Origin of the sequence: Streptomyces albus subsp. chlorinus, from assembly GCF_013302895.1 — a bacterium.
Lineage (GTDB): Bacteria > Actinomycetota > Actinomycetes > Streptomycetales > Streptomycetaceae > Streptomyces > Streptomyces chlorinus.
Map to the genome: position 1 here is coordinate 3215099 of NZ_VJOK01000001.1, position 20193 is coordinate 3235291.

The window sequence follows — 20193 nt, forward strand, 5'->3', positions numbered from 1 at the left end:
CCCTCCCCGGGCCGGCCGGCCTCGGGGGCGCCGCCGGGACCGCTCCCGTCCTGCCCGGCGGGCGGGCCCCAGTAGCCGGGGCTGCTCTGCGGGGCCGGCGGCGAGGCGGGGGCCGGGGCGGCGTCGGAGCCCGGGCCCCAGGGGCGGCCCCACGGCTGGCCGGCCGGGGGGCTGACACGGTCGCGTTCCGCCTGGACCTGGCGCTGCTGCTGAGGAGTCCACGGGTCACCGTTGGCGGGCAGCACGACACCCTCGTAAGGGGTCGTGGAGGCGGGCAGGGAGTCGCCGGCGGAGCCGGAAGTCCCGTCCTGTCCGCGTCCGTTGTGCGTTGTCACCGAGGCTCCTCGTTCGCATGGCTTGCGGAATCGTCGGCTCACGCTACCGGTTGCCCCGGACGGGGGACCACGCACCCAGATGTGCGGACACCCTTCCTTCACCTGATGTCCGGGCGAAGCCCCTGAAGAGGTGCCATACGCCGCGAAACCACCGTAGCGAGCCGCCCCGGTCCGGCTCCGGCCGTGCGGTCCGTCTCACACCGCCTGCGCCACCTCCAGCCGCTCGGAGAACTCGCGCACCACCGTCTCGCCCGCGTACGGTTCCAGCCGCTGCCGGAAGTCCTCCAGGTACTCCGTGCCCCGGTTTGAGCGCAGCCCGGCGAGGATCTGCGCGGCCTGCGTGCCGGTGTGGCAGGCACGTTCCACCTCGCGCTGCTGGACCTGGGCACCGGCCAGCAGGAACAGCCCGATCGCGCGCCGCCGCGCCCGGCCCTCCGGGTGCCCGGTGACGGCTTCCTCGGCGCGGGCCGCCGCGCTCTCGGCCTGCCCCAGGTCGCGGTGGCAGTGGGCGAGTTCGTCGGCGAGGTAGGCCCGGTCGAAGTGGCCGATCCACGCCGGGTCGTCACCGGAGCCCTCGGCGGCGTCGGCGCCGTCCATCGCCGTCAGCGCGCGCGTCATCGCGCTCTGGCAGGCGCGCGCGTCCCCCATGAGCGCGTGCCCGCGCGCTTCCGCCGCGTGGAACATCGCCTCCACACGCGGCGTCGCACGCCCCCGCGCCCCTTCCTGGGCCGCGCGCGCCAGTTGAGCGATCTCCCGGGGGTTGCCGAGCGACGCCGCGAGGTGGCTCATGCTGGCGGCGAGCACATAGCCGCCGTAGGCGCGGTCCCCGGCGGCCTGCGCCAGCCGCAGCGACTGGATGTAGTAGCGCTGCGCCAGTCCGTGCTGGCCGGTGTCCACGGCCATGTAGCCCGCCAGTTCGGTCAGCCGGGCGACGGCGGCGAACAGGGACCTGCCGACCGCCTCCGGGTACGAGCCGGCCAGGAGCCCGGACACCACGCTGTTGAGGTAGTGCACCACCACCGGGCGGATGTGTCCGCTGCCGAAGCGGTGGTCGAGTTCGGAGAGCGCCTCGGTCATGGACCGGACAGCGGCCACGTCGGAAGGGCCCACGCGCGCCCCTGCGTTGCGGGCCACCTGGTGGTCGGGCTGGGTGATCAGCCAGTCCCGGCTCGGCTCGACGAGCGCGGAGGCGGCGACCGTCGAGCCGCTCAGGAAGTCCCTGCGCCCCACGTCGCTCCGCCACAGCTCGCAGACCTGTTCGACGGCGCCGAGGACCGTGGGCGCGAACTGGAGACCCACGCCCGAGGCGAGGTTCTTGCCGTTGGCCATCCCGATCTCGTCGATCGTCACCGTCCGGCCCAGCTTGCGGCCGAGCGCCTCGGCGATGATGCCGGGGGCGCGCCCGCGCGGCTGCTGGCCGCGCAGCCAGCGCGCGACGGAGGTCTTGTCGTACCGCAGATCCAGGCCGTGCTCGGCGCCGCACATGTTCACACGGCGGGCCAGACCCGCGTTCGAGCACCCGGCTTCCTGGATGAGCGCCTGCAGCCGTTCGTTGGGCTGCCTCGCGACGAGCGGCCTGGCGGCCATGCGATCCCCTCCATGGTGAAGGCCCTGCCTGCCCACTACCTGCCGGCGCATATGCCAGAAACCGGCCGCCACCCGGCCAATCCCGCCCCAACCCCCGTCTTCGCAGCACAATGCGCCGGAGAGGAACTACCCATCCAAGACCGCTCTTCTGTGCACGCGCCCCCGCAGATGCCCCCATGCGCCGTCCCGAGCGCGGGATGCCCCGCAGGGGTGACCGGGGGCCGTCCGGCAAGGCGCCGCGTGCCTCGTGACACCCCGATCCGCCCCCGTAACCCGCGCCGGAAGGGAAAGTTGTGATGGTCGTGGAAGAGACCATCACACGCACCTCCGAAGCCGCCACGCACCCCCGCGTCCCCGGCCGGCGGACGGCGTCACCGGGCGCCTCACCCCTCGAACACGCCGTGCGCTACACCCAGGAGCGGGCCTGGGACGTCTTCCCGGGCACCTGGCTGGAGACGGTGCACGGCGTACCGCGCTGCTCGTGCGGCGACGCCGCGTGTCCCGCCCCCGGCGCACACCCGGCGCGCGCCCGGTGGGCGGACGAGACGACGGGGAGCGCGACGACCGCACGCCGGTTGTGGACCACCGAGCCGCGCGCCGCCGTCCTGCTCCCCACCGGCCGCGCGTTCGACGCCCTGGAGGTCTCGGAAGCCGTCGGCTGCCTCGCCCTCGCCCGCCTGGAGCGGATGGAACAGCCGCTCGGCCCGGTCACCAGCACCCCGGACGGCCGGATGCTCTTCTTCGTCCTGCCCGGCGCCACCGCCGTGCTCCCCCACGCCCTGCGCCGCCTCGGCTGGTCCCCCGGCGCGCTGGACCTGCTGGCGAGAGGAGAGGGCGACTGGGTGGCCGCGCCCCCCACCCGGGTGGGCGCGCGCGGCCCCGTGCAGTGGGCCCGCGAACCGAACGCGGCCAACCGCTGGCTGCCCGACGCCGGGGAAGTACTGCCCACGCTCGCCTACGCCTGCGGCCGTGAGGGCGCCGCCGCCGGGGCGCGGTGACCGGGTGACCGGCCCGAGGGGCGGGGGCTCAGGCGGCGGTGGTGGGGAGTGTGGCCCGCAGGAAGGGCTCGACGACGCGGCGCCACTCCTCGGGCTGGTCGTAGTGGATCAGGTGCCCGGCCTCGGTCACCTCCGCGTAGATGCCGCGGGGCAGCACCCGCACCATCTCCTGCGCCTCGGCCCTGCCCAGCTCCCCGTCGAGGCCGCGCACGACCAGGGTGGGGCAGCGGACCTGCGCCAGCTCGTCCCAGTGTGCGTCATGGACCCATGTCTCGCGGGCGCGCGCCATCACCCGGGTGGAGAAGACGGGCCGCCAGCCGTCCTCCCCCTCGGCCATCACCTCGGCGAAGTACTCGCCCCGGGAGGGCCGGGAGCGCTCCAGGGAGGGGTCGTCCTCGCCGAACCACTTGCGGACGTCGGCGAGCGTGGCGAACGGCACCGGCCAGGAGTCGAACCACTGCTCCCACTCGCGCTGCGACTGCTCGCCGAGCGCGGAGGCCCGCATGTCGCTGATCACCAGGGCCTGGACGAGGTCCGGGCGCTTGGCGGCCAGTTGCCACGCGGTCAGCGCCCCCATGGCGTGGCCGATGAGGGCGACGGGCGCCAGATCGAGCTGTTCGAGCGCGGCCTCCGCGTCCGCGACGAACGCCTCCCGGTCGTAGCGGGCTCCCCCGGGCTTGTCGCTGCGGCCGTGTCCCCGCTGGTCGAGGGCCACCGCCCGGTAGCGGTCCGCGAGCCAGCGGGCGGTGCCCGCCCAGTGCGAGGCACGGCCCATCAGTCCGTGCAGCAGCAGCACTCCGGGCGGTTTGCGGCGCTGCGCCTCGACGGCCCGTGCGGCGCCCGGTCCGCGGCCCGCGGCCCCGGGTCCGGCCGGCCCGCCGAGCCCTTCCGGGCCCGCCTTGGGCGGGTCGGCGAACTCCCAGGCCGCGAGGCGGATTCCGTCCGCGCCCGTCACGTCGATCCGTCGCACCATGCGTGATGACACCCCCTCCTGTGACCGCCGCCTCAGCCTATCGAACCTCTATTCGAACAGCCGGGTCTCACGGCGAACACCCCACCTTCGAGTGACACCGTCGCGGGGTTGTCCGCCGTCCCCCGGGGGAGACAGGAACCGGGAGGGCGGCAGACCCTGAGGGCTCGGGGCTCCGGGTCGCCGTGGGGGGACATGGGGAGGCGGGGCTCCGGCGACCGAAGGCGCCGGAGCCCCGGCTGCTCACCGGCCCCGCGCGGAGCCGCCACGCAGAGCCGCCCGCGGAACACCGCATCGATGGCTCCCTCCCGCCGAACGCACGGCAGCACATCCGGTCCCTGGGCGCACTCGTCAACAAGCGACAGCGTGGCATGCCGGCCGCACGCTCACCGCCGTTCCGGCAACTCTGGTACGGCGGCGGAGTTTTGGGAAGACGGCCACCCTCACGAGCCTGCGCCGATGGCGTCCCCGGCCCGACGGCGGCCCGCGCCAGGGCCGAACGAGGGAGGCACCTGGAAGCCGCCGATCCTCTCTTCGAGCAGCTCGGCCAGCCGCAGCGGGGTGCGGTCCTCGAACATCGGACCGATGAGTTGCACGCCCACGGGCAGGCCATCGGGCGACAGGCCCGTCGGTACGGCGGTGGCGGGCAGGCCGGGCATGGTGGCCAGACCGGCCCAGACGAGCTGGTCGAAGAACGGGTACTCGACGCCGTCGATGTCGATCCGGCGTGCCAGCAGATCCGGGTCGTGGTCGTGCGGGAACGCGGGAGTCGGCGTGATCGGGCACACCACGGCGTCGAACTCGGCGAACAGCCGCCGCCAGCCGTGGCGGTGGAGCTCGCGGCGGTTGTCCACCTCGATCCAGTCGCGATGGCTCAGCACCATCCCGCGCAGCCGCGCCGCGCCGAGGCTCTGGTCGTCCGCGCCCAGTCCGGCGGCGCGGGTCCGCAGCCGCTCGTACGCTTCGAGGGGGAAACGCGCGACGGAGCCCGAGAACAGCAACTGGGTGTAGACCGTCGCGGCTTCGGCCAGGTCCGGCAGCAGCGGAGTGTGCCGTTCGACGCGGGCGCCGCCGTCGGCGAGCGCGTCGGCCACCCGCGCCACCCCGGCCCGCACAGCGGAGCCGGTCGGAACGCACGGGTGCGCGTCGAGGACCAGGACCCGGAAGTCGCTCAGCCGCCGGTGGCGCGCGGGCGGCAGCGTCAGCCCGTGCGCCACGCCGAGCGTCAGCGGGTCCGGCCCGGCCATGACGTCGAGCAGGAGCGTGAGGTCGCGGGCGGCGCGCGCCATCGGGCCGACGACGGCGAGGTCGAGGTCGACCGGCAAGGCCGGTGTGGCGGGCGGGACCATGCCGCGGCTCGCCGCCAGCCCCAGCGTCGGCTTGTGCGCGTAGACGCCGCAGAAATGCGCGGGGGTGCGCAGCGAACCGCCGATGTCGGAGCCGATCGACAACGCGCCGAACCCCGCCGCCAGGGCCGCCGCCGACCCGCCGGACGACCCGCCCGACGTGCGCGCAGGATCCCACGGGTTGCCGGTGGTGCCGTAGATCTCGTTGAAGCTCTGGAGGTCCTGCAGCCCCAAGGGCACATTGGTCTTGCCGAGCACCACCGCCCCGGCGGCCCGGAGCCGGGAGACCTGGACCGCGTCCTCGTCCGGCACGAAGTCCCGGTACTCCGGCATGCCCCAGGTCGTGGGCAGCCCGGCGACGTTGTAGGACTCCTTGACCGTCACCGGGACACCGAGCAGTGGCCGGTCCTCGCCGCGGGCGCGCGCCCGGTCGGCCTCGCGCGCGGCGGCCCGCGCACGGTCGAAGTCCGGCACGCAGATCGCGTTGACCGCCTTGTCCTCCCGCTCGATACGGGCGATCGCCTCGTCGGTCAGCTCCACCGATGTCACGTCACCGGCACGCAGGGCGGCCGTGACGTCTTCCGCCGTCTGAAAGCTCCACTCCATGAATCGGACCGTACTGACCTCGGGAAGAGGGCAGAAAATGCCGATTCGCACAACGGGGTGGAGGTCTCACCCGGGCATGAGTGGGGCGGCACCTCTCGGCCGCCACCGCCGATAGCCCACCGCCCACCGCCCGTCGCCTCCTCGCCGAGGAGGCGACGGCATGGGCCGAGGGAGGCGACGGCACCGGGCCGAGAGAGCCGACAGCACCGGCCGAGGAAGCCGACGGCACCGGGAGGCCCGGCCCCGTCGGAGCCGGCCCGCACACGGCGGGCTCGCCACACGCGTCGCGGAAGGAACCGGCCGCCCCGGCCCGGGCTCCCCGGGTGCGGACCGACCGGTCAGTATGCGTTTCGGCACCCCCGTCACCCCTTCCCCCGCGCAGCGCGGTGCGCAGCAGCGGTTCGCGGCGGTGCGCGCGGGGCCGGAGAGGGGGACGGGAAGGGTCAGCGTTTGGCGACGAAGACGTGGGCGGCGACCTCGGAGCCGAGTTCGGCGGCCTCACCGCTGCTGCCGACCTGCACGCCCCCGGCGGAGCCGGCGTTGACGCTGACGACGGCGCCGGGCTGCACGCCCGCCCGCCGCAGGGTGTACATCAGCTGGGCGTCCATCTGGATCGGCTCGCCGATGCGGCGGACGACGACGGTCTTGCCGTCCCCGTCCGGCTTGACGTCGTTCAGGCTGACCAGGCCCTCGTCCAGGAACGGGTCGGCCTCGGCCTTCTCGCCCAGTTCCTCCAGGCCCGGGATCGGGTTGCCGTACGGCGACTCGGTGGGGTGGCGCAGCAGGTCCAGGACGCGGCGCTCGACCGCCTCGCTCATCACGTGTTCCCAGCGGCACGCCTCCGCGTGCACCTGCTCCCACTCCAGGCCGATGACGTCGACCAGCAGGCACTCCGCCAGCCGGTGCTTGCGCATGACGCGCGTGGCCAGCCGCCGGCCCTCGTCCGTCAGCTCCAGATGGCGGTCCCCGGCGACCGTGACCAGCCCGTCCCGCTCCATTCGGGCCACGGTCTGGCTGACCGTGGGGCCGCTCTGGTCCAGGCGCTCGGCGATGCGGGCACGCATCGGGACCACACCTTCCTCTTCCAGTTCCAGGATGGTGCGGAGATACATCTCCGTGGTGTCGATGAGTCCTGACATGCGCAGCCCCTAGTCAGATCGTGCGGTGGCCCTGCAAGCAATTCTGACGCATCCCACCGACAACCGTGCCGCCGAAGCCCGGACGCGGTATTGACAACGGGCGCACGCCGGTTGACAGACGCGGCGCGAGACCGCACGGTGATCGCCGTACTACGGAACGGCACCGGGGACGGGCCGGGGAGCAGGGGACGCGATGGGCGGGACGGCGGAGCGGGGAGCGCGGGCCGGACGGAACGAACCGGGCGCGGGAGTCAGGGAGAGTGGAAAAGGCGAAAGAGGCGAAGGCGGAGAAGACGGCGGACAGCGCGAGCCGCGTCGCAGGGACGGCGGAGCGGGGAGCGCGGCGGCCGGCACGCTCGCCGGGGACTTCTTCGACGCCGCCATCTCCCTGCTGAGGGAGGTCAGGGACAGCCAGGCCGAGACCGTGCGCGCGGCGGGCGCGCTGCTCGCGGGCACCGTCGCCGACGGCGGCCGGATCTTCGCCTTCGGCGCCGGCCACTCCTCGCTGCCCGCCCAGGACACCGTCTACCGCGCGGGCGGGCTGGCCGTGATGAACCTGCTCAACGTGCCCGGCGCGGTCGGCGTCGACGTCCGGCCCGCCACGCTCGGCAGTGCCCTGGAGCGGGTCTCCGGGCTGGCTGCGGCGGCGCTGGACTCCGGTCCGGCACGCTCCGGTGACGCGCTGATCGTCATCTCCCTCTCGGGCCGCAACGCGCTCCCCGTCGAGATGGCCATGAACGCGCGGGCGCTCGGCCTCAAGGTCATCGGCGTCACCTCCGTCGCGTACGCGCGGCAGACCCGCTCCCGGCACACCACGGGCACCTTCTTGAAGGACCACTGCGACCTCGTGGTGGACAGCCGCATCGCGGTGGGGGACGCGGAGCTGACCGCGGACGGGGTGGACGCGCCGTTCGGGCCCGCCTCGACCGTGGTGACCAGCGCGCTGATGCAGGCGATCGTCGCCGAGACGACCGGCGAGCTGGTGCGCCGCGGCGTCGAGCCGCCCATGCTGCGGTCGGGCAACGTGGACGGCGGGCACGACTGGAACGCACGCGTGATGGACGCCTACGCGGACCGGATCTTCTACCGCTGACCGGATGTCCCCCTGCTGACGGACTCTTCTGCAGCTGACGGGCACTTCTGCAGCTGGCGGGCACTTCTGCAGCTGGCGGGCACTTCTGCAGCTGGCGGGCACTTCTGCAGCTGAGCTGACCGGATCTCCTGCCGCCGGCCGCTCGGCCACCGCCGCGCCGGCCGGCCATCCCCAGACCGTCCTCAGCCCGGGCGACGGCCCGCCGGCGCGTTGGCGAGATCGACCAAGGCCGCGACGTAGGCGGCGACCTGTTCCGCGTAGTCGGCGTCCTGTCTGTCGAAGGGGCGGCGGCCCCCGTCCCGCAGGAACGTGACGACCCCCAGCGACCGGCCGCGGCAGCGCAGCACCGAGCACAGGCCGTGCACCGTGCCCTGGGGCCACTTGCGGGTGCGCGCCCACTCCCGCGTCTCCCGCGTCTCCCGTGTCTCCCGGGCGCCCGCGCCCCCGCCGCCGCTGGCCCGTACGGAGGTGCAGCGCTGGTAGGCCTGGAGCGCCGGGTGGCCCTCCGGGTAGGCGACGGGGATGCCGCTGGCGGTGTTCGGTTCGATGTGCGGGACCCGGCCGCGGTCCGCGGCCGGGGTCAGCGCGGCCCGCACCAGCCGGGTCTCCCGGAGCGGCAGCGCGTCCAGCGAGGTGTCCGGCGTCAGTGAGGGCTCGGGGCCGGGGTCGGCCGCCAGGTCGAGCAGCACGTGGTCGGCGAAGCCCGCAAGCGCGAACTCCAGGTGGACGCGGGCGGCCTCCAGGGGGTCGGCGCACTCGGCGGCGGCGCGGGCCGCGCGGTGCAGCTGGCTGTCGCGGAAGCGCAGCCGGGCGGCGTCGCGCTCCTGCTTCTTCTGCTCGGTGACGTCCTGGAAGAGCCAGGCCACGCCCAGGGGGACGGGTTCCTCGGCCAGCGGGGAGGAGAGCCGCAGGAAGCCGCTGCGCCAGCAGCGTCGGCGGGCGGCCTCCGCCGCGTCGTCCCCGGCGGTGGGGGTGCCCGCGCGGCCGGCGTCGTCCTCGGCGCGGCCGGCGCCCTCCCGTCCCTCCCGTGCGTCCGGTCCGCCCCGTCCCTCCCGTCCGGGCCGGTCGGAGCGGTCGAAGGGGCCCGGGCGGCCGGACCGGCCGGTGCCCGCCGTTCCCTCGTCCTCCCTCCGGTCACCGCCGGTCAGGGGCGCGCGCAGCGTCACCCAGATCTCCGCCGGGGCGGGCGGCGCGCCCTCGCCGAGCACGTGCTGGAGTGCGCCCTCCAGTTCCTCCATGCCCTGGTCGAGGAGTTCGCCCAGCGGGCGGCCGAGCATCGCGGCGCGGGCCGGGACGCGGAAGGCGCGGGCGGCGTGCGTGTTGGCGACGGTGGGCCGCAGGTCGGCGTCGACGAGGACGACGCCCCAGGAGGCGTCCTCCAGCAGCGCTTCGCTCAGCGCGATGGAGCGCTCCAGGTCGATCTGCGCGTGCACCTCGCTGAACGCGCAGTAGACGCCCTTGGGCCGGCCGTCGGCCCCGGCCACGCCGGAGGACTGGATGCGCACCAGGACCCGCCCGCCGTCCTTGGTCAGCAGCGCGAACTCGTGGACGTGGCGGCCCGGGGAGCGCATCGCGTCCAGCAGGCGGCTCTCGACCTCCTCGGCGTCCGCCGCGCGCACCGCCCACCCGGCGAGCCCCTGGCGGCCGACCGCCTCCTCCTGGGTCCAGCCGAGCATCCGTTCGGCCTCGCGGTTCCAGTGGGTGACCACTCCGTCCGCGTCGAAGGCGCACAGGGCCGCGTCCATGCCGTCGAGCAGCGCGGCGAGCAGGAGTTCGTCGTCGGGTCCGCCGTCGTCACCGCCCGAGGACGACGCGGAGTGAGTCTCGGATCGAGCCGCCACCTCGGCACCCCCCTTGATGCTGTTCCCGTCGCTGAGCGCAACGGCGCCTGCACGGATCATTCAACTCGAACGTGACAGAGCACACAGGAGGTTCCCGCGAATCGTTGTCGCCCCGAAATTCGTTTGCCGCGCCCCGTGGCCGCGCCTACGGTGTGGAGCACACAGGAAAGGAGGTGATCCGGCTGATGATCAATCACCGGACGTGTGAGGTGGCTGCGGCCTGACGGCCGACGCCGCTGTGTGACGCCGGCTCGCCGGCCAATCCAGAGCAGTCACCCGGCCCGTGGGCTCGTCGGACTCGTCCGACCGACGCCGTCCTCCCCCAGGGGAGGAGGGAGTCGCCCACGGGCCGTTTCCGTGTGCCGGCCGTCTTCCGTGGTCCGCCGGTTCCGTGTGCCCGCCGGTTCCGTGTGTCCGCCGGTTCCGTGTCTCCACCGGTTCCGTGTCTCCACCGGTTCCGTGTGTCCGGGAGCCGCCCCCGGTGTCCAGGCACCCCCGGGTGTCCGGGGCCGCCCCGCCGGGACGGCCCCGCGTCGTTCACGGGCAGAGCCGCGCCACCGTCCAGCCGCCGTCCTCCGTACGGCTGTAGCGCAGCCTGTCGTGCAGCCGGTTCTCCCGGCCCTGCCAGAACTCCACCGTCTCGGGCCGCACCCGGTAGCCGCCCCACTGCGCCGGGGCCGGCACGTCCTCCCCCTCCGGGTAGCGCTCCGCGAGCCGGGCGAACATCGCGTCCAGCTCCTTTCTGGAGGCCACCTTGGAGGACTGCTCGCTCGCCCACGCGCCCAGCTGGGAGCCGTGCGGGCGGGTGCGGAAGTAGGCCACCGTCTCGTCGCGGCCGGTGCGCTCGGCCGTGCCGGAGACGATCACCTGGCGGGCGATGCCGTGCCAGGGGAAGAGCAGTGAGACGTACGGGTTCGCGTCCAGCTCCCTGCCCTTGCGGGAGCCGTAGTTGGTGAAGAAGACGAAGCCGCGCTCGTCGTACTTCTTGAGCAGGACGGTACGGGAGCTGGGGCGGCCCCTCTCGTCCGCTGTGGAGCACACCATGGCGTTGGGCTCGTGCAGACCGCTGGCCCGCGCCTGCGCGAACCAGAGGGCGAACTGCGCGAAGGGGTCGGGCGCCAGGTCGCTCTCGCTGAGACCTTCGTCCCGGTAGTGGGCGCGCATGGCGGCGGGGTCGAGGGTGGTGGCGTCCAGTGCGGTGGGATCATCCGCGGCGGGGCCGCCCGGAAGGGGTTCGCTCGCGGCGGGGCCGCCCGCAGTGGGACCGCCCGCGGTGGTGGTGGCGTCGTCGGCGTGAGGCACCCGGCCATCTTGCAGCATCCGCCCCGCCCCGGGGCGGGGAGTCCGCTTCGCGGTCGGACAGTTTGCCCGGTGGACACCCGCCGCACACCTGCGGGCGCGGAATCGGGGCCTGTGCCACTTCTCACCCTCCCCCGCAGGTGCCTCAGGCACCAGAATCCTGTGCGGGGAGCTGTGGCATCCGTGCACCAAGGGCTATGGTTGCCGCTCCGCCCAGGGGTGCTCCGGCCACGGCGCAGCGGAGCGTGACCAGCCACCGGGGCGGGCATGACCGAGGTGACGGCCCGGTCCGTGAGCCGCGAGAAGCCGGCAGCGGAACCGTTCGCCGCCCCCGCGCCGCGCACAGCAGACCACGGCTGCACCCGCGCAGCCGGGCCCACGCCAGCAAAGTCGTTCCGCCGCCGCGCAGTCCGGCGGCGCTTGACGAGGGAGCAGCAGATGTCCGACTTCGTACCCGGACTCGAGGGAGTTGTCGCGTTCGAGACGGAGATCGCCGAACCCGACAAGGAAGGCGGCGCGCTCCGCTACCGCGGCGTGGACATCGAGGACCTGGTGGGGCACGTGTCGTTCGGCAACGTGTGGGGGCTGCTGGTCGACGGCAGCTTCAATCCGGGCCTGCCGCCCGCCGAACCGTTCCCCATCCCGGTGCACTCCGGCGACATCCGGGTGGACGTCCAGTCGGCGCTGGCCATGCTCGCGCCCGTGTGGGGCCTCAAACCGCTGCTCGACATCGACGAGGGCACCGCCCGCGACAACCTGGCCCGCGCCGCGGTGATGGCCCTCTCCTACGTGGCGCAGTCCGCACGCGGCCAGGGCCTGCCGATGGTGCCGCAGAAGGAGATCGACAAGGCCGACACCGTCGTCGAGCGCTTCATGCGCCGCTGGCGCGGCGAGCCCGACCCCAAGCACGTGGCCGCTGTCGACGCCTACTGGACGTCCGCCGCCGAACACGGCATGAACGCCTCCACCTTCACCGCCCGCGTCATCGCCTCCACCGGCGCCGACGTGGCCGCCGCGCTCTCCGGCGCGGTGGGCGCCATGTCCGGCCCCCTGCACGGCGGCGCCCCCTCCCGGGTCCTCGGCATGATCGAGGAGATCGAGCGCACCGGCGACGCCGAGGGCTATGTGAAGCGGCAGCTCGACCGCGGCGAGCGCCTGATGGGCTTCGGCCACCGCGTCTACCGCGCCGAGGACCCGCGGGCCCGCGTGCTGCGCCGTACGGCCAAGGAACTGGGCGCCCCGCGCTACGAGGTCGCGCTGGCGCTGGAGAAGGCGGCCCTCGCCGAGCTGCGCGCCCGCCGCCCCGACCGGGTACTGGAGACAAACGTCGAGTTCTGGGCCGCCATCGTCCTCGACTTCGCCGAGGTCCCCGCCCACATGTTCACGTCCATGTTCACCTGCGCCCGCACGGCCGGCTGGTCGGCCCACATCCTTGAACAGAAGCGGACGGGCCGACTGGTGCGACCGTCGGCCCGCTATGTGGGGCCCGGCCCGCGCGACCCGCGCGAGGTGGAGGGGTACGCGGGCTGACGCCCCGAGGCCCCCGGCACGTCGTCCCCGCCACCTGCCGCACGGTGGCGGGGACGGTCGTGCGGGCCGTCAGCCCTTGTACGGCTCGCCCGCCAGATGCCGGATGAAACCCACCCACTGGTGGGACGGGACGGAGAGGACCGGGCCGCACTGTTCCTTGGAGTCACGGACGTGGACGGTGGCGCAGGCGTGCGCAACCTCCACGCAGTTGCCGCCACCCGAGCCGCTGTAGCTGCTCTTGTGCCACGACAGTCCGGACGTCATCGCTCGCCCGCCAGATGCCGGATGAAACCCACCCACTGGTGGGACGGGACGGAGAGGACCGGGCCGCACTGTTCCTTGGAGTCACGGACGTGGACGGTGGCGCAGGCGTGCGCGACCTCCACACAGTCACCACCGTCCGAACCGCTGTAGCTGCTCTTGTGCCAGGACAGCTCGGTCCTCATCGCTGGTCCGCCAGGTGTCGGATGAAGCCGACCCACTGGCTGGACGGGACGGAGAGAACGGGGCCGCGCTGTTCCTTGGAGTCCCGTACGTGGACAGCGCCGGGTGTGTGTGCAACCTCCACACAGTCACCACCGCCCGAACCGCTGTAGCTGCTCTTGTGCCACGACAGTCCGGACGTCATCGCTCGCCCGCCAGGTGCCGGATGAAGCCCGCCCACTGGTGGGACGGGACGGAGAGGACGGGGCCGCACTGTTCCTTGGAGTCGCGCACGTGGACGGTGACAGCTGTGTGCGCAACCTCCACGCAGTTGCCGCCACCCGAGCCGCTGTAGCTGCTCTTGTGCCAAGACAGCTCGCAGAGCCGGGCTGCTTCCTGCTCGTTCGTCATCGCTCTCCTGCCAACTGCTCGATGAAGGCGGCTGACTCCTCAACGTTCAGCGCCTGTGATCGCAGCTTGCCATACCGCAGAGCGAATGTGCTCACCTGTTTGGCCTCGCTCACGACGTGGCCGATGTCCTGCGACTCGAAGTAGCCGTACTGCCGGTGCTCCGAGGTCTCCACGAGCACGAACCCTCCGTTGAGACCGGCATGAAAGCCGCGCCCCAGCGGCACGATCTGGATCGCCACGTTCCGGAGTTCGCCCATCGCGAGCAGGTGCCTGCACTGCTCTTTCATCGTCTCCGGCCCACCGAGTTCCTGACGCAGCGCGGCCTCTCCGATGACGAAGGAGAAGTCCACCATCGGCCGCTTGGTCAGCAGCTTCTGCCTGTTCAGTCGCGCATCCAGACTGTCGTCGATGGCGTCCTCGTCGAGCACGGGAACATGACCCTCGAACAGCGCCCGCGCGTATCCCTCCGTCTGCAACAACCCCGGGATCAGCAGCGGGTCGAAGTCGAAGCGGCTGACCGCCTCCATCTCCAACAGGACGAAGTCCCGGAAAAAAGCGGGCAGCTTCGCGAAGTCCACATCCTCCTGGAGGGTGGCCAGGACGCCGTTGGCGTTCAGTACGCGTTCCGCCGCTTCCGTGAGCGGCGCCTTCGCCGGGCGGCGCCCCTGTTCGACGGAGGCGAGCTGCTCCGGCGAGTAGCCGAGCAGGGGGGCGAGCCGCTCTTGCGAATACCCCGCATCCTTGCGGAACTTGGCCAGCAACTTGCCGTAGCCCACCCAGATCCCCGGGCGGTCGTCCTCGCGTTTGCGCTGCTGGGCGGTGTCCGCCGTGCGGGGTGAGGGGACGGCGCGGCCGTCCTTCTTGCGGTTCGGCCCCTGGGACGGGGTGTTCTGGTTCGCGACGGTCATACGCTTCACGTCCTTGTGCGACGCCCTCGACGGATCTCAGCATCAACGCCGTTCGCCGTGGCGTGGTCACGGCGGGCGGCCCGTACATCCCCGCGCAGAAGGCGTACCGCGCCGTACCCGAGGCGCGGGCACGCTCTTCCGACCTGGCCGACGCTAGCCGCGTGGCGGGACCGTCACACCATGAATCCGCGAACAGTCAGAATTCGCCAGGCCGGACCACCCCGGGGGGCCACCGCGCCGACGACGTTCACCGTGCAGCTCAGCTCCACCCGGCGCGGCGCGCGCCTCGCGCGGCTGCTGGCGACCCAGTGGCTGGACGAGCACGGGGTGCCGTACCGGTGCACGGCGTCGCAGACGGCGGCGCTGATCGTGGCCGAGCTGGCGGCGAATGCCGTGCGGCACTGCGGCACCATCGGGCGCGATTTCCGGCTCCGTCTGGTGCTCACCGGGAGGACGTCGGCGGCGGGCGGGGTGCTGCGGGTGGAGGTCACCGACGCACGCGCGGACAAACCCCTGCCGCCGGGCCTGCCCCGGTCGTCACCGGGATGCGGGCTCCTGCTGGTGGACGCCCTGGCCTCCCGCTGGGGAGAACGGATCAACGACCCCATCACCAAAACCGTGTGGGCCGAACTGAAGCTCCCGACGGACCGCATCGTGCTCCGCACCGACAGGCGACGTTGAGGCGACACTGAGGCAACGTTGAGGCGACGAAACCCACGTGCCGTATGCCATGCCCATGTGATCGGCCACCGACCGTGCTGCCCACCGGCCCCAGTCGGCCGGACAGGTCGCCACCGTCTCCCCCTCCGCCGCGCACGGTGGGCGCCGTCGCCCTCCGTGCGCCAAGAGCGCACTCAGGTCTGTGCGTACCGGGAGGTCCTCTCGCACCAGTGGTACCAACCCGCGACGAGAGTCGCCACATCGTTGGCGTACCGCCTCGTCAACGAGCAGTCCGCGCGGGACAACCGCTCATGAGTGGCGAGGAACTGTTCCATGACCTTCCGGTGGAGACCGAGCGTCATCTCCAAGCCTCGGGCGAGTGAGCACTGATGGTGACGGGCGAGCACAGCGGGATAGTTCACCGCAGTGTCAGATGCGGCGTGTTCCCTGCTCCACGACCAGATGTCGTTCGAGATTCCCAGCAAGTGCTGGGAGAGCTGGTTGAGACGGGAGATGGCCGGCGAGTTCCAGAGGGCTTCGGGCAAGACGTATCCCGACGTGATCTCGATCCACACCAGTGGCCAGTCCGCGATCGTGTGGGCGCGCAGCACCGCGTACTCCGCCGGAGACGGCATGGTGGAGGTTGACATGAACGCGGCTTCAGCTGCCGCGCCGAGAGCGTAGGTGCGCCAGGCAAGGCGGAGGCGGGCCTGGTGTTCGCGTCCGCTCACCGCGGTGATCTGCTGCCACAGCCCGAGCAGTGTCCGGGAGGAGTCGTCCCGGGGCGGGACCGTTCCCACGTCATGCGGGGCCAGCACTGCCTCCCAGCGCAGGAGCTGCCGCGCAGCCGCTGGGGCGTCACCCTTTCCGGCGGGTACTTCCACCAATTCGCCGTCCAGTTCGAAGAGATACATCAGCACGCAGCCCGCCAGGACGGCCTCCGCGACTCCGCTTCGGGGATAGAGGCCGGCGGACAGCCGCCCGTACTCCGCTGCCCGGGCCGACTTCGCATCGTGGAAGATCGTTTGGGCTCCCGCCCAGGACCGGACCCCTTCTTCGATTTGTTCGGCCTGGGGATGCTCGACCACCGGCAGAGGGCACAGTTCCGCCGCGGCATCCCGGTACGTGACGTTCATATGTCCAGTGCACGCCACATCGTGCCGCCGAAGGAACTGGACGCTCACAGCGAAGCGTGAACGCGTTGAAAGCTTGTGAAGCAGGGAACGGACGAGGGATCGTGCCCGCGTCCGCACACCAGCCAGGGGCAGCTTTCCGGGGCACACAGAGAGGCGGTCAGCGGCTGGAAGGACTCCTCGACGTCCTGGCCGAACGGGTCGGCGAGGACGGTCACACACAGGCTAGGACCGCTACGGGGCTCACGAAGAAGGCGAGTGAGGCGGGACCGGTCCGGGACCTCCGGGACCAACGCGGAGGTGACGAAGAAGCGCGTCACCAAGGCGGCGGGCGGGTGCCTGGACGCGCCATCCCACGGCCCGGAGCGTGCATGCGCCCCTGGAGACCCCGACGCGGGGGCCGACGGCTGCAGGGGCCGACGGCCGCTGGGCCCGGCACGGAGGCCGTGGACCGAGACAGCTGGGGAACGCGCCCTGCCGCACCAGCCGGGCCGGCGCGCCGGGCCCGCACCGGCCGTCCCCGCCACCGCACGAACGCGGTGGCGTCACTCTCGCAGGGCGTCCTCCACCAGGCGTGCCCACTGGGCGACCACCCGGCGGCGGCGGGCGGTGTCGTCCGTCAGGAGGTTGGCGAGGCCGAGGCCGCGGGCCATGTCGAGGAGGCCCTGCACCGTTTCGCGCACGCCGGGGCCGCGCTCGTCGGCGCCCAGCAGTTCGAGGGCCATGCGGTGGGTCTCGCGGCCGATCCGGGCCTCCAGTGCGGTGACGCGCGCCGCGAGCTGGGGCTCGTTGGAGGCGGCCACCCACAGGTGCAGGGCGGCGCGGAAGAGGGGGCCGGTGTAGAGGCCGACGAGGGTTTCTACGGCGGCGTGCGTGGAGGCGGGTGTGGGCAGTTCGCGCAGTGCCCGCGAGCGCTTCTCGGCCACGTACTCGACCGCCGCTGTGAACAGGTCCTCGCGGGTGGGGAAGTGGTGCTGCGCCGCGCCGCGTGAGACGCCCGCGTGCTCGGCCACCACCGTGACGGTGCTGCCCGACCAGCCCAGCTCGGCCAGGCAGGTCACCGCCGACTCCAGCAGCCGCTGCCGGGTGGCCCGGCTGCGGTCCTGTTTGGGTGCCGCACCCCGGCCCCCCTGCGCCGCGCGAGCCGTACTCGTCGTGCGCGCAGCACCCGCCGCGCGCGCCGTGCTCGTCGTACGCACGGTGCCCGTCGTGCGCGTCGTACGCGCCGCACCCGCCGAACCCGACACACCCGACGTGTCCCCGTCTGCCGCCCGCGTGTTCACCGCACGGGCGCCTGCCGCACTGCCCATTCGGGCTCCCGTCGTTCGAGGAAGGCCGTCATGCCCTCGCGGGCCTCGTCCGACGCGAACAGCCGCGCGGACAGGTCAGCGAGCGTACCGGTGTCCCGGTCGAACGCGGCCAGTACCTCCCGGGTGACCAGCCGCTTCGACGCGGCCAGGCCCTGCGGCGAGCCGCGCCGCAACCCGTCCAGCACGGGCGCCAGCGCCTCGTCCACGTCGTCGGCGGCCAGGGTCACCAGTCCGATCCGGGCCGCCTCGTGCGGCCCGAACCGCTCGCCCGTCAGGTAGTAGCGCGCGAGCGCGCGGGGGTCGGTGCGGGGCAGCACCGTCATCGAGATGACGGCCGGGGCCACCCCGATCCGCGCCTCCGTGAAGGCGAACGTGGCCCCGGGGCCCGCGACGGAGATGTCGCAGGCCGCCAGCAGCCCGGTGCCGCCCGCCCTCACATGCCCGGTCACCCGCGCGACGACCGGTTTGGGGAACTCCACCACGGTGCGCAGCAGCCGCGCCAGGGCCAGGGGCCCGTCGGCGGGCGCGCCGCCCTCTTCCGCGCTCACCGCCTCGCTCAGGTCGGCGCCCGCGCAGAACGTCGAGCCGGTGTGGGTCAGCAGCACGGCGCGGACGCCGCTGTCCGCGCCGGCCCTCTCCAGCGCGTCGTACAACCGCGCCACCAGGCGGGCCGACAGCGCGTTGCGGTTGTGCGGCGAGTCGAGGGTGAGGGTGCGGACGCCGTTCTGGGTGGCCTCGTGGACGAGGTCCGTTCCGTGCGCGCCCATCAGTACGACTTCGGCAGGCCGAGGGTCTGGTGGGAGACGTAGTTGAGGATCATCTCCCTGCTGACCGGCGCGATCCGCGCCACCCGGGAGGCGGTGACCATCGCCGCGAGGCCGTACTCGCGGGTCAGGCCGTTGCCGCCGAGGGTGTGCACCGACTGGTCGACGGCGCGCACGCACGCCTCCGCCGCCGCGTACTTGGCCATGTTGGCCGCCTCCCCCGCGCCGGCGTCGTCCCCGGCGTCGTAGAGCAGCGCCGCCTTCCGCATCATCAGCCGGGCGCACTCCACCTCGATGTGGACCTGCGCCAGCGGGTGCGCGATGGCCTGGTGCGCGCCGATCGGCTCCTTCCACACCTGGCGGGTCCGCGCGTAGTCCAGCGCCCGTGCGATGCAGTGCCGCGCCATGCCCAGCGCGAACGCCGCCGTCATGATGCGCTCCGGGTTCAGCCCGGCGAACAGCTGGAGCAGTCCCGCGTCCTCGTCGCCGACGAGCGCGTCGGCGGGCAGCCGTACGTCGTCGAGCACCAGCTCGAACTGCTTCTCCGGAGCGCCGAGTTCCATGTCGATCCGGTTGCGGGTGAAGCCCTCCGCGTCCCGGGGAACGAGGAACAGGCAGGGCTTCAGCTTGCCCGTACGGGCGTCCTCCGTACGGCCGACGATCAGCGTCGCCTCCGCGATGTCCACCCCCGAGACGAAGACCTTGCGGCCGGTGAGCAACCAGTCGCCGGTCGCCTCGTCGCGGCGCGCCGTGGTGGTGATCCGGTGCGAGTTGGAACCCGCGTCCGGCTCGGTGATGCCGAACGCCATCTTGCGGGTGCCGTCCGCCAGCCCCGGCAGCCAGGCCCGCTTCTGCTCCTCGGTGCCGAAACGGGCTATCACGGTGCCGCAGATCGCCGGTGAGACCACCAGCATGAGCAGCGGGCAGCCCGCCGCGCCCAGCTCCTCCAGCACGATGGACAGCTCCTGGATGCCGGAGCCGCCGCCTCCGTACTCCTCGGGCAGGTTGACGCCGAGGTAGCCCAGCCCGGCGGCCTCCGCCCACAGCTCGTCGGTGTGCTTGCCCTCCTCGACGACCCGAGCGAAGTACGGGCGGCCGTAGCGTTTGCCGAGCGCGGCGACGGAGGCGCGCAGCGCGGTCTGTTCCTCGGTCTCGATGAGACCCGGCGTGCCGGACATGGGGCTCCCCCTTGGGGCTCGGGATCGGATGTGTGAGGGCAGTTGCCTGGTGGCAGTTGCCTGGTGGCCGCTGGCTTGGTGGCCGCCGCCCTGATGGCCGCTGGCTTGTGAAAGCTGCCAGGTGGGAGCTGGCCGGTGAAAGCTGCCTGGCGACCGCTGCCTGGTTGCCCGTCGCGCGGTCGGGGAACACGGGGCCGTCATCCGGTGACGACCGCCAGCACCGCTCCCACCTCCACCTGCCGGCCCACGGCGGCGTTCAGGGCGGTCACCGTCCCCTCGGCGGGGGCGACCACGCGGTGTTCCATCTTCATGGCCTCCAGCCACAGCAGCGGCTGGCCCGCGGTGACCCGGGCCCCGACCCGGACGCCGTCCGCGAGCCGGACGACCGTCCCGGGAAGCTGCGCCAGCAGGGAGCCGGGCTCCGCCGCCGTCTCCGGTTCGGGGAGGCGGGGCAGCGCGGTGAAGGCGTGCCGCCCGACGAACACGCGCTCGCCGTACGCGGCGACCGGGTACGGCCGCCGCACCCCGCCCACCTCCAGCACGACCTCCTCCGGCCGGGCCGAGAGGACCCGCACCCCGGGCGCGGACTCCGGCACCAGCACGCCGCCCCTGCCCCACCGGTACCGCACCTCGTGCTCCTCCCCCGCCGCGTCGGTGAAGCG

At 73.1% G+C, this 20193-nt stretch carries 20 protein-coding genes and 1 pseudogene; 4 read left to right on the forward strand and 17 right to left on the reverse strand.

Annotated elements, in window-relative coordinates; translation table 11 throughout:
* A pseudogene (locus tag FM076_RS14280) lies at positions 1-335 on the reverse strand (hypothetical protein); the annotation flags it as partial.
* A 195-nt stretch (positions 336-530) separates the two neighbouring features.
* Entirely contained in the window at positions 531-1922 is a 1392-nt protein-coding gene (locus tag FM076_RS14285) for a transcriptional regulator (protein WP_173870877.1), read from the reverse strand.
* A 296-nt stretch (positions 1923-2218) separates the two neighbouring features.
* Between FM076_RS14285 and FM076_RS14290 the strand changes: the two genes are divergently transcribed.
* Entirely contained in the window at positions 2219-2920 is a 702-nt protein-coding gene (locus FM076_RS14290; RefSeq protein WP_173870879.1) for a bifunctional DNA primase/polymerase, read from the forward strand.
* Positions 2921-2948: 28 nt separating this feature from the next.
* Here the strand turns inward: FM076_RS14290 and FM076_RS14295 are convergent, their stop codons facing one another.
* From FM076_RS14295 to FM076_RS14305, 3 genes are all read right to left on the reverse strand, one after another.
* Positions 2949-3893 carry an alpha/beta fold hydrolase gene (locus FM076_RS14295; protein ID WP_173870881.1) on the reverse strand — a complete coding sequence of 315 codons (945 nt, stop codon included), beginning with the start codon at positions 3891-3893 and terminating at the stop codon, positions 2949-2951.
* Positions 3894-4333: 440 nt separating this feature from the next.
* On the reverse strand, positions 4334-5842 hold the full coding sequence (locus FM076_RS14300; RefSeq protein WP_202034918.1) for an amidase: 1509 nt from the start codon (positions 5840-5842) through the stop codon (positions 4334-4336).
* Positions 5843-6285: 443 nt separating this feature from the next.
* Complete coding sequence (locus tag FM076_RS14305; protein ID WP_173870882.1) at positions 6286-6981, reverse strand: metal-dependent transcriptional regulator; 696 nt, start codon at positions 6979-6981, stop codon at positions 6286-6288.
* A gap of 193 nt (positions 6982-7174) precedes the next feature.
* Between FM076_RS14305 and FM076_RS14310 the strand changes: the two genes are divergently transcribed.
* Positions 7175-8074 carry an SIS domain-containing protein gene (locus tag FM076_RS14310; RefSeq protein ID WP_173870884.1) on the forward strand — a complete coding sequence of 300 codons (900 nt, stop codon included), beginning with the start codon at positions 7175-7177 and terminating at the stop codon, positions 8072-8074.
* 182 nt (positions 8075-8256) lie between these two features.
* On the opposite strand, the gene FM076_RS14315 is transcribed toward FM076_RS14310, so the two are convergent.
* Positions 8257-9975: a PAS domain-containing protein gene (locus FM076_RS14315; RefSeq protein ID WP_180217770.1), complete on the reverse strand. Its 1719-nt coding sequence runs from the start codon at positions 9973-9975 to the stop codon at positions 8257-8259.
* A gap of 477 nt (positions 9976-10452) precedes the next feature.
* On the reverse strand, positions 10453-11079 hold the full coding sequence (pdxH, locus tag FM076_RS14320) for a pyridoxamine 5'-phosphate oxidase (RefSeq protein WP_173874738.1): 627 nt from the start codon (positions 11077-11079) through the stop codon (positions 10453-10455).
* Between the two features lie 573 nt (positions 11080-11652).
* Between pdxH and FM076_RS14325 the strand changes: the two genes are divergently transcribed.
* Positions 11653-12744 carry a citrate synthase 2 gene (locus FM076_RS14325; RefSeq protein WP_173870886.1) on the forward strand — a complete coding sequence of 364 codons (1092 nt, stop codon included), beginning with the start codon at positions 11653-11655 and terminating at the stop codon, positions 12742-12744.
* Positions 12745-12813: 69 nt separating this feature from the next.
* On the opposite strand, the gene FM076_RS14330 is transcribed toward FM076_RS14325, so the two are convergent.
* The 5 genes from FM076_RS14330 to FM076_RS14350 are packed head-to-tail and all read right to left on the reverse strand — an operon-like array spanning position 12814 to position 14486.
* Positions 12814-13008, reverse strand: a complete 195-nt coding sequence (locus FM076_RS14330) for a DUF397 domain-containing protein (protein ID WP_173870888.1) — start codon at positions 13006-13008, stop codon at positions 12814-12816.
* Positions 13005-13190, reverse strand: coding sequence for a DUF397 domain-containing protein (locus FM076_RS14335; protein ID WP_173870890.1), 186 nt, complete (start codon positions 13188-13190; stop codon positions 13005-13007). Before FM076_RS14335 ends, FM076_RS14330 begins: the two co-directional genes overlap by 4 nt.
* Positions 13187-13372, reverse strand: coding sequence for a DUF397 domain-containing protein (locus tag FM076_RS14340; RefSeq protein ID WP_173870893.1), 186 nt, complete (start codon positions 13370-13372; stop codon positions 13187-13189). The genes FM076_RS14335 and FM076_RS14340 overlap by 4 nt, the downstream gene beginning before the upstream one ends.
* Entirely contained in the window at positions 13369-13578 is a 210-nt protein-coding gene (locus FM076_RS14345; protein ID WP_173870895.1) for a DUF397 domain-containing protein, read from the reverse strand. Before FM076_RS14345 ends, FM076_RS14340 begins: the two co-directional genes overlap by 4 nt.
* Entirely contained in the window at positions 13575-14486 is a 912-nt protein-coding gene (locus FM076_RS14350; RefSeq protein ID WP_173870897.1) for a helix-turn-helix domain-containing protein, read from the reverse strand. Before FM076_RS14350 ends, FM076_RS14345 begins: the two co-directional genes overlap by 4 nt.
* 180 nt (positions 14487-14666) lie before the next feature.
* Between FM076_RS14350 and FM076_RS14355 the strand changes: the two genes are divergently transcribed.
* Positions 14667-15167 carry an ATP-binding protein gene (locus tag FM076_RS14355; RefSeq protein WP_173870899.1) on the forward strand — a complete coding sequence of 167 codons (501 nt, stop codon included), beginning with the start codon at positions 14667-14669 and terminating at the stop codon, positions 15165-15167.
* Between the two features lie 173 nt (positions 15168-15340).
* Here the strand turns inward: FM076_RS14355 and FM076_RS14360 are convergent, their stop codons facing one another.
* From FM076_RS14360 to FM076_RS33770, 5 genes are all read right to left on the reverse strand, one after another.
* Entirely contained in the window at positions 15341-16282 is a 942-nt protein-coding gene (locus FM076_RS14360; RefSeq protein WP_173870901.1) for a terpene synthase family protein, read from the reverse strand.
* A 542-nt stretch (positions 16283-16824) separates the two neighbouring features.
* Complete coding sequence (locus tag FM076_RS14365; RefSeq protein WP_180218318.1) at positions 16825-17355, reverse strand: TetR/AcrR family transcriptional regulator; 531 nt, start codon at positions 17353-17355, stop codon at positions 16825-16827.
* Positions 17356-17558: 203 nt separating this feature from the next.
* Positions 17559-18356 carry an enoyl-CoA hydratase family protein gene (locus tag FM076_RS14370; RefSeq protein ID WP_173870905.1) on the reverse strand — a complete coding sequence of 266 codons (798 nt, stop codon included), beginning with the start codon at positions 18354-18356 and terminating at the stop codon, positions 17559-17561.
* On the reverse strand, positions 18356-19531 hold the full coding sequence (locus FM076_RS14375) for an acyl-CoA dehydrogenase family protein (RefSeq protein ID WP_173870907.1): 1176 nt from the start codon (positions 19529-19531) through the stop codon (positions 18356-18358). The genes FM076_RS14370 and FM076_RS14375 overlap by 1 nt, the downstream gene beginning before the upstream one ends.
* A 197-nt stretch (positions 19532-19728) precedes the next feature.
* A partial coding sequence (locus FM076_RS33770; protein WP_345945006.1) for a biotin/lipoyl-containing protein occupies positions 19729-20193 on the reverse strand: 465 nt, incomplete at its 5' end.

What these genes read in the sequence shown, in the direction of transcription:
- FM076_RS14285 (WP_173870877.1), bottom strand. Translation starts at nt 1,922, where the DNA reads ATGGCCGCCAGGCCGCTCGTCGCGAGGCAGCCCAACGAACGGCTGCAG.
- FM076_RS14290 (WP_173870879.1), top strand. Translation starts at nt 2,219, where the DNA reads ATGGTCGTGGAAGAGACCATCACACGCACCTCCGAAGCCGCCACGCAC.
- FM076_RS14295 (WP_173870881.1), bottom strand. Translation starts at nt 3,893, where the DNA reads ATGGTGCGACGGATCGACGTGACGGGCGCGGACGGAATCCGCCTCGCG.
- FM076_RS14300 (WP_202034918.1), bottom strand. Translation starts at nt 5,842, where the DNA reads ATGGAGTGGAGCTTTCAGACGGCGGAAGACGTCACGGCCGCCCTGCGT.
- FM076_RS14305 (WP_173870882.1), bottom strand. Translation starts at nt 6,981, where the DNA reads ATGTCAGGACTCATCGACACCACGGAGATGTATCTCCGCACCATCCTG.
- FM076_RS14310 (WP_173870884.1), top strand. Translation starts at nt 7,175, where the DNA reads ATGGGCGGGACGGCGGAGCGGGGAGCGCGGGCCGGACGGAACGAACCG.
- FM076_RS14315 (WP_180217770.1), bottom strand. Translation starts at nt 9,975, where the DNA reads ATGATCCGTGCAGGCGCCGTTGCGCTCAGCGACGGGAACAGCATCAAG.
- pdxH (WP_173874738.1), bottom strand. Translation starts at nt 11,079, where the DNA reads ATGCGCGCCCACTACCGGGACGAAGGTCTCAGCGAGAGCGACCTGGCG.
- FM076_RS14325 (WP_173870886.1), top strand. Translation starts at nt 11,653, where the DNA reads ATGTCCGACTTCGTACCCGGACTCGAGGGAGTTGTCGCGTTCGAGACG.
- FM076_RS14330 (WP_173870888.1), bottom strand. Translation starts at nt 13,008, where the DNA reads ATGACGTCCGGACTGTCGTGGCACAAGAGCAGCTACAGCGGCTCGGGT.
- FM076_RS14335 (WP_173870890.1), bottom strand. Translation starts at nt 13,190, where the DNA reads ATGAGGACCGAGCTGTCCTGGCACAAGAGCAGCTACAGCGGTTCGGAC.
- FM076_RS14340 (WP_173870893.1), bottom strand. Translation starts at nt 13,372, where the DNA reads ATGACGTCCGGACTGTCGTGGCACAAGAGCAGCTACAGCGGTTCGGGC.
- FM076_RS14345 (WP_173870895.1), bottom strand. Translation starts at nt 13,578, where the DNA reads ATGACGAACGAGCAGGAAGCAGCCCGGCTCTGCGAGCTGTCTTGGCAC.
- FM076_RS14350 (WP_173870897.1), bottom strand. Translation starts at nt 14,486, where the DNA reads ATGACCGTCGCGAACCAGAACACCCCGTCCCAGGGGCCGAACCGCAAG.
- FM076_RS14355 (WP_173870899.1), top strand. Translation starts at nt 14,667, where the DNA reads ATGAATCCGCGAACAGTCAGAATTCGCCAGGCCGGACCACCCCGGGGG.
- FM076_RS14360 (WP_173870901.1), bottom strand. Translation starts at nt 16,282, where the DNA reads ATGAACGTCACGTACCGGGATGCCGCGGCGGAACTGTGCCCTCTGCCG.
- FM076_RS14370 (WP_173870905.1), bottom strand. Translation starts at nt 18,356, where the DNA reads ATGGGCGCGCACGGAACGGACCTCGTCCACGAGGCCACCCAGAACGGC.
- FM076_RS14375 (WP_173870907.1), bottom strand. Translation starts at nt 19,531, where the DNA reads ATGTCCGGCACGCCGGGTCTCATCGAGACCGAGGAACAGACCGCGCTG.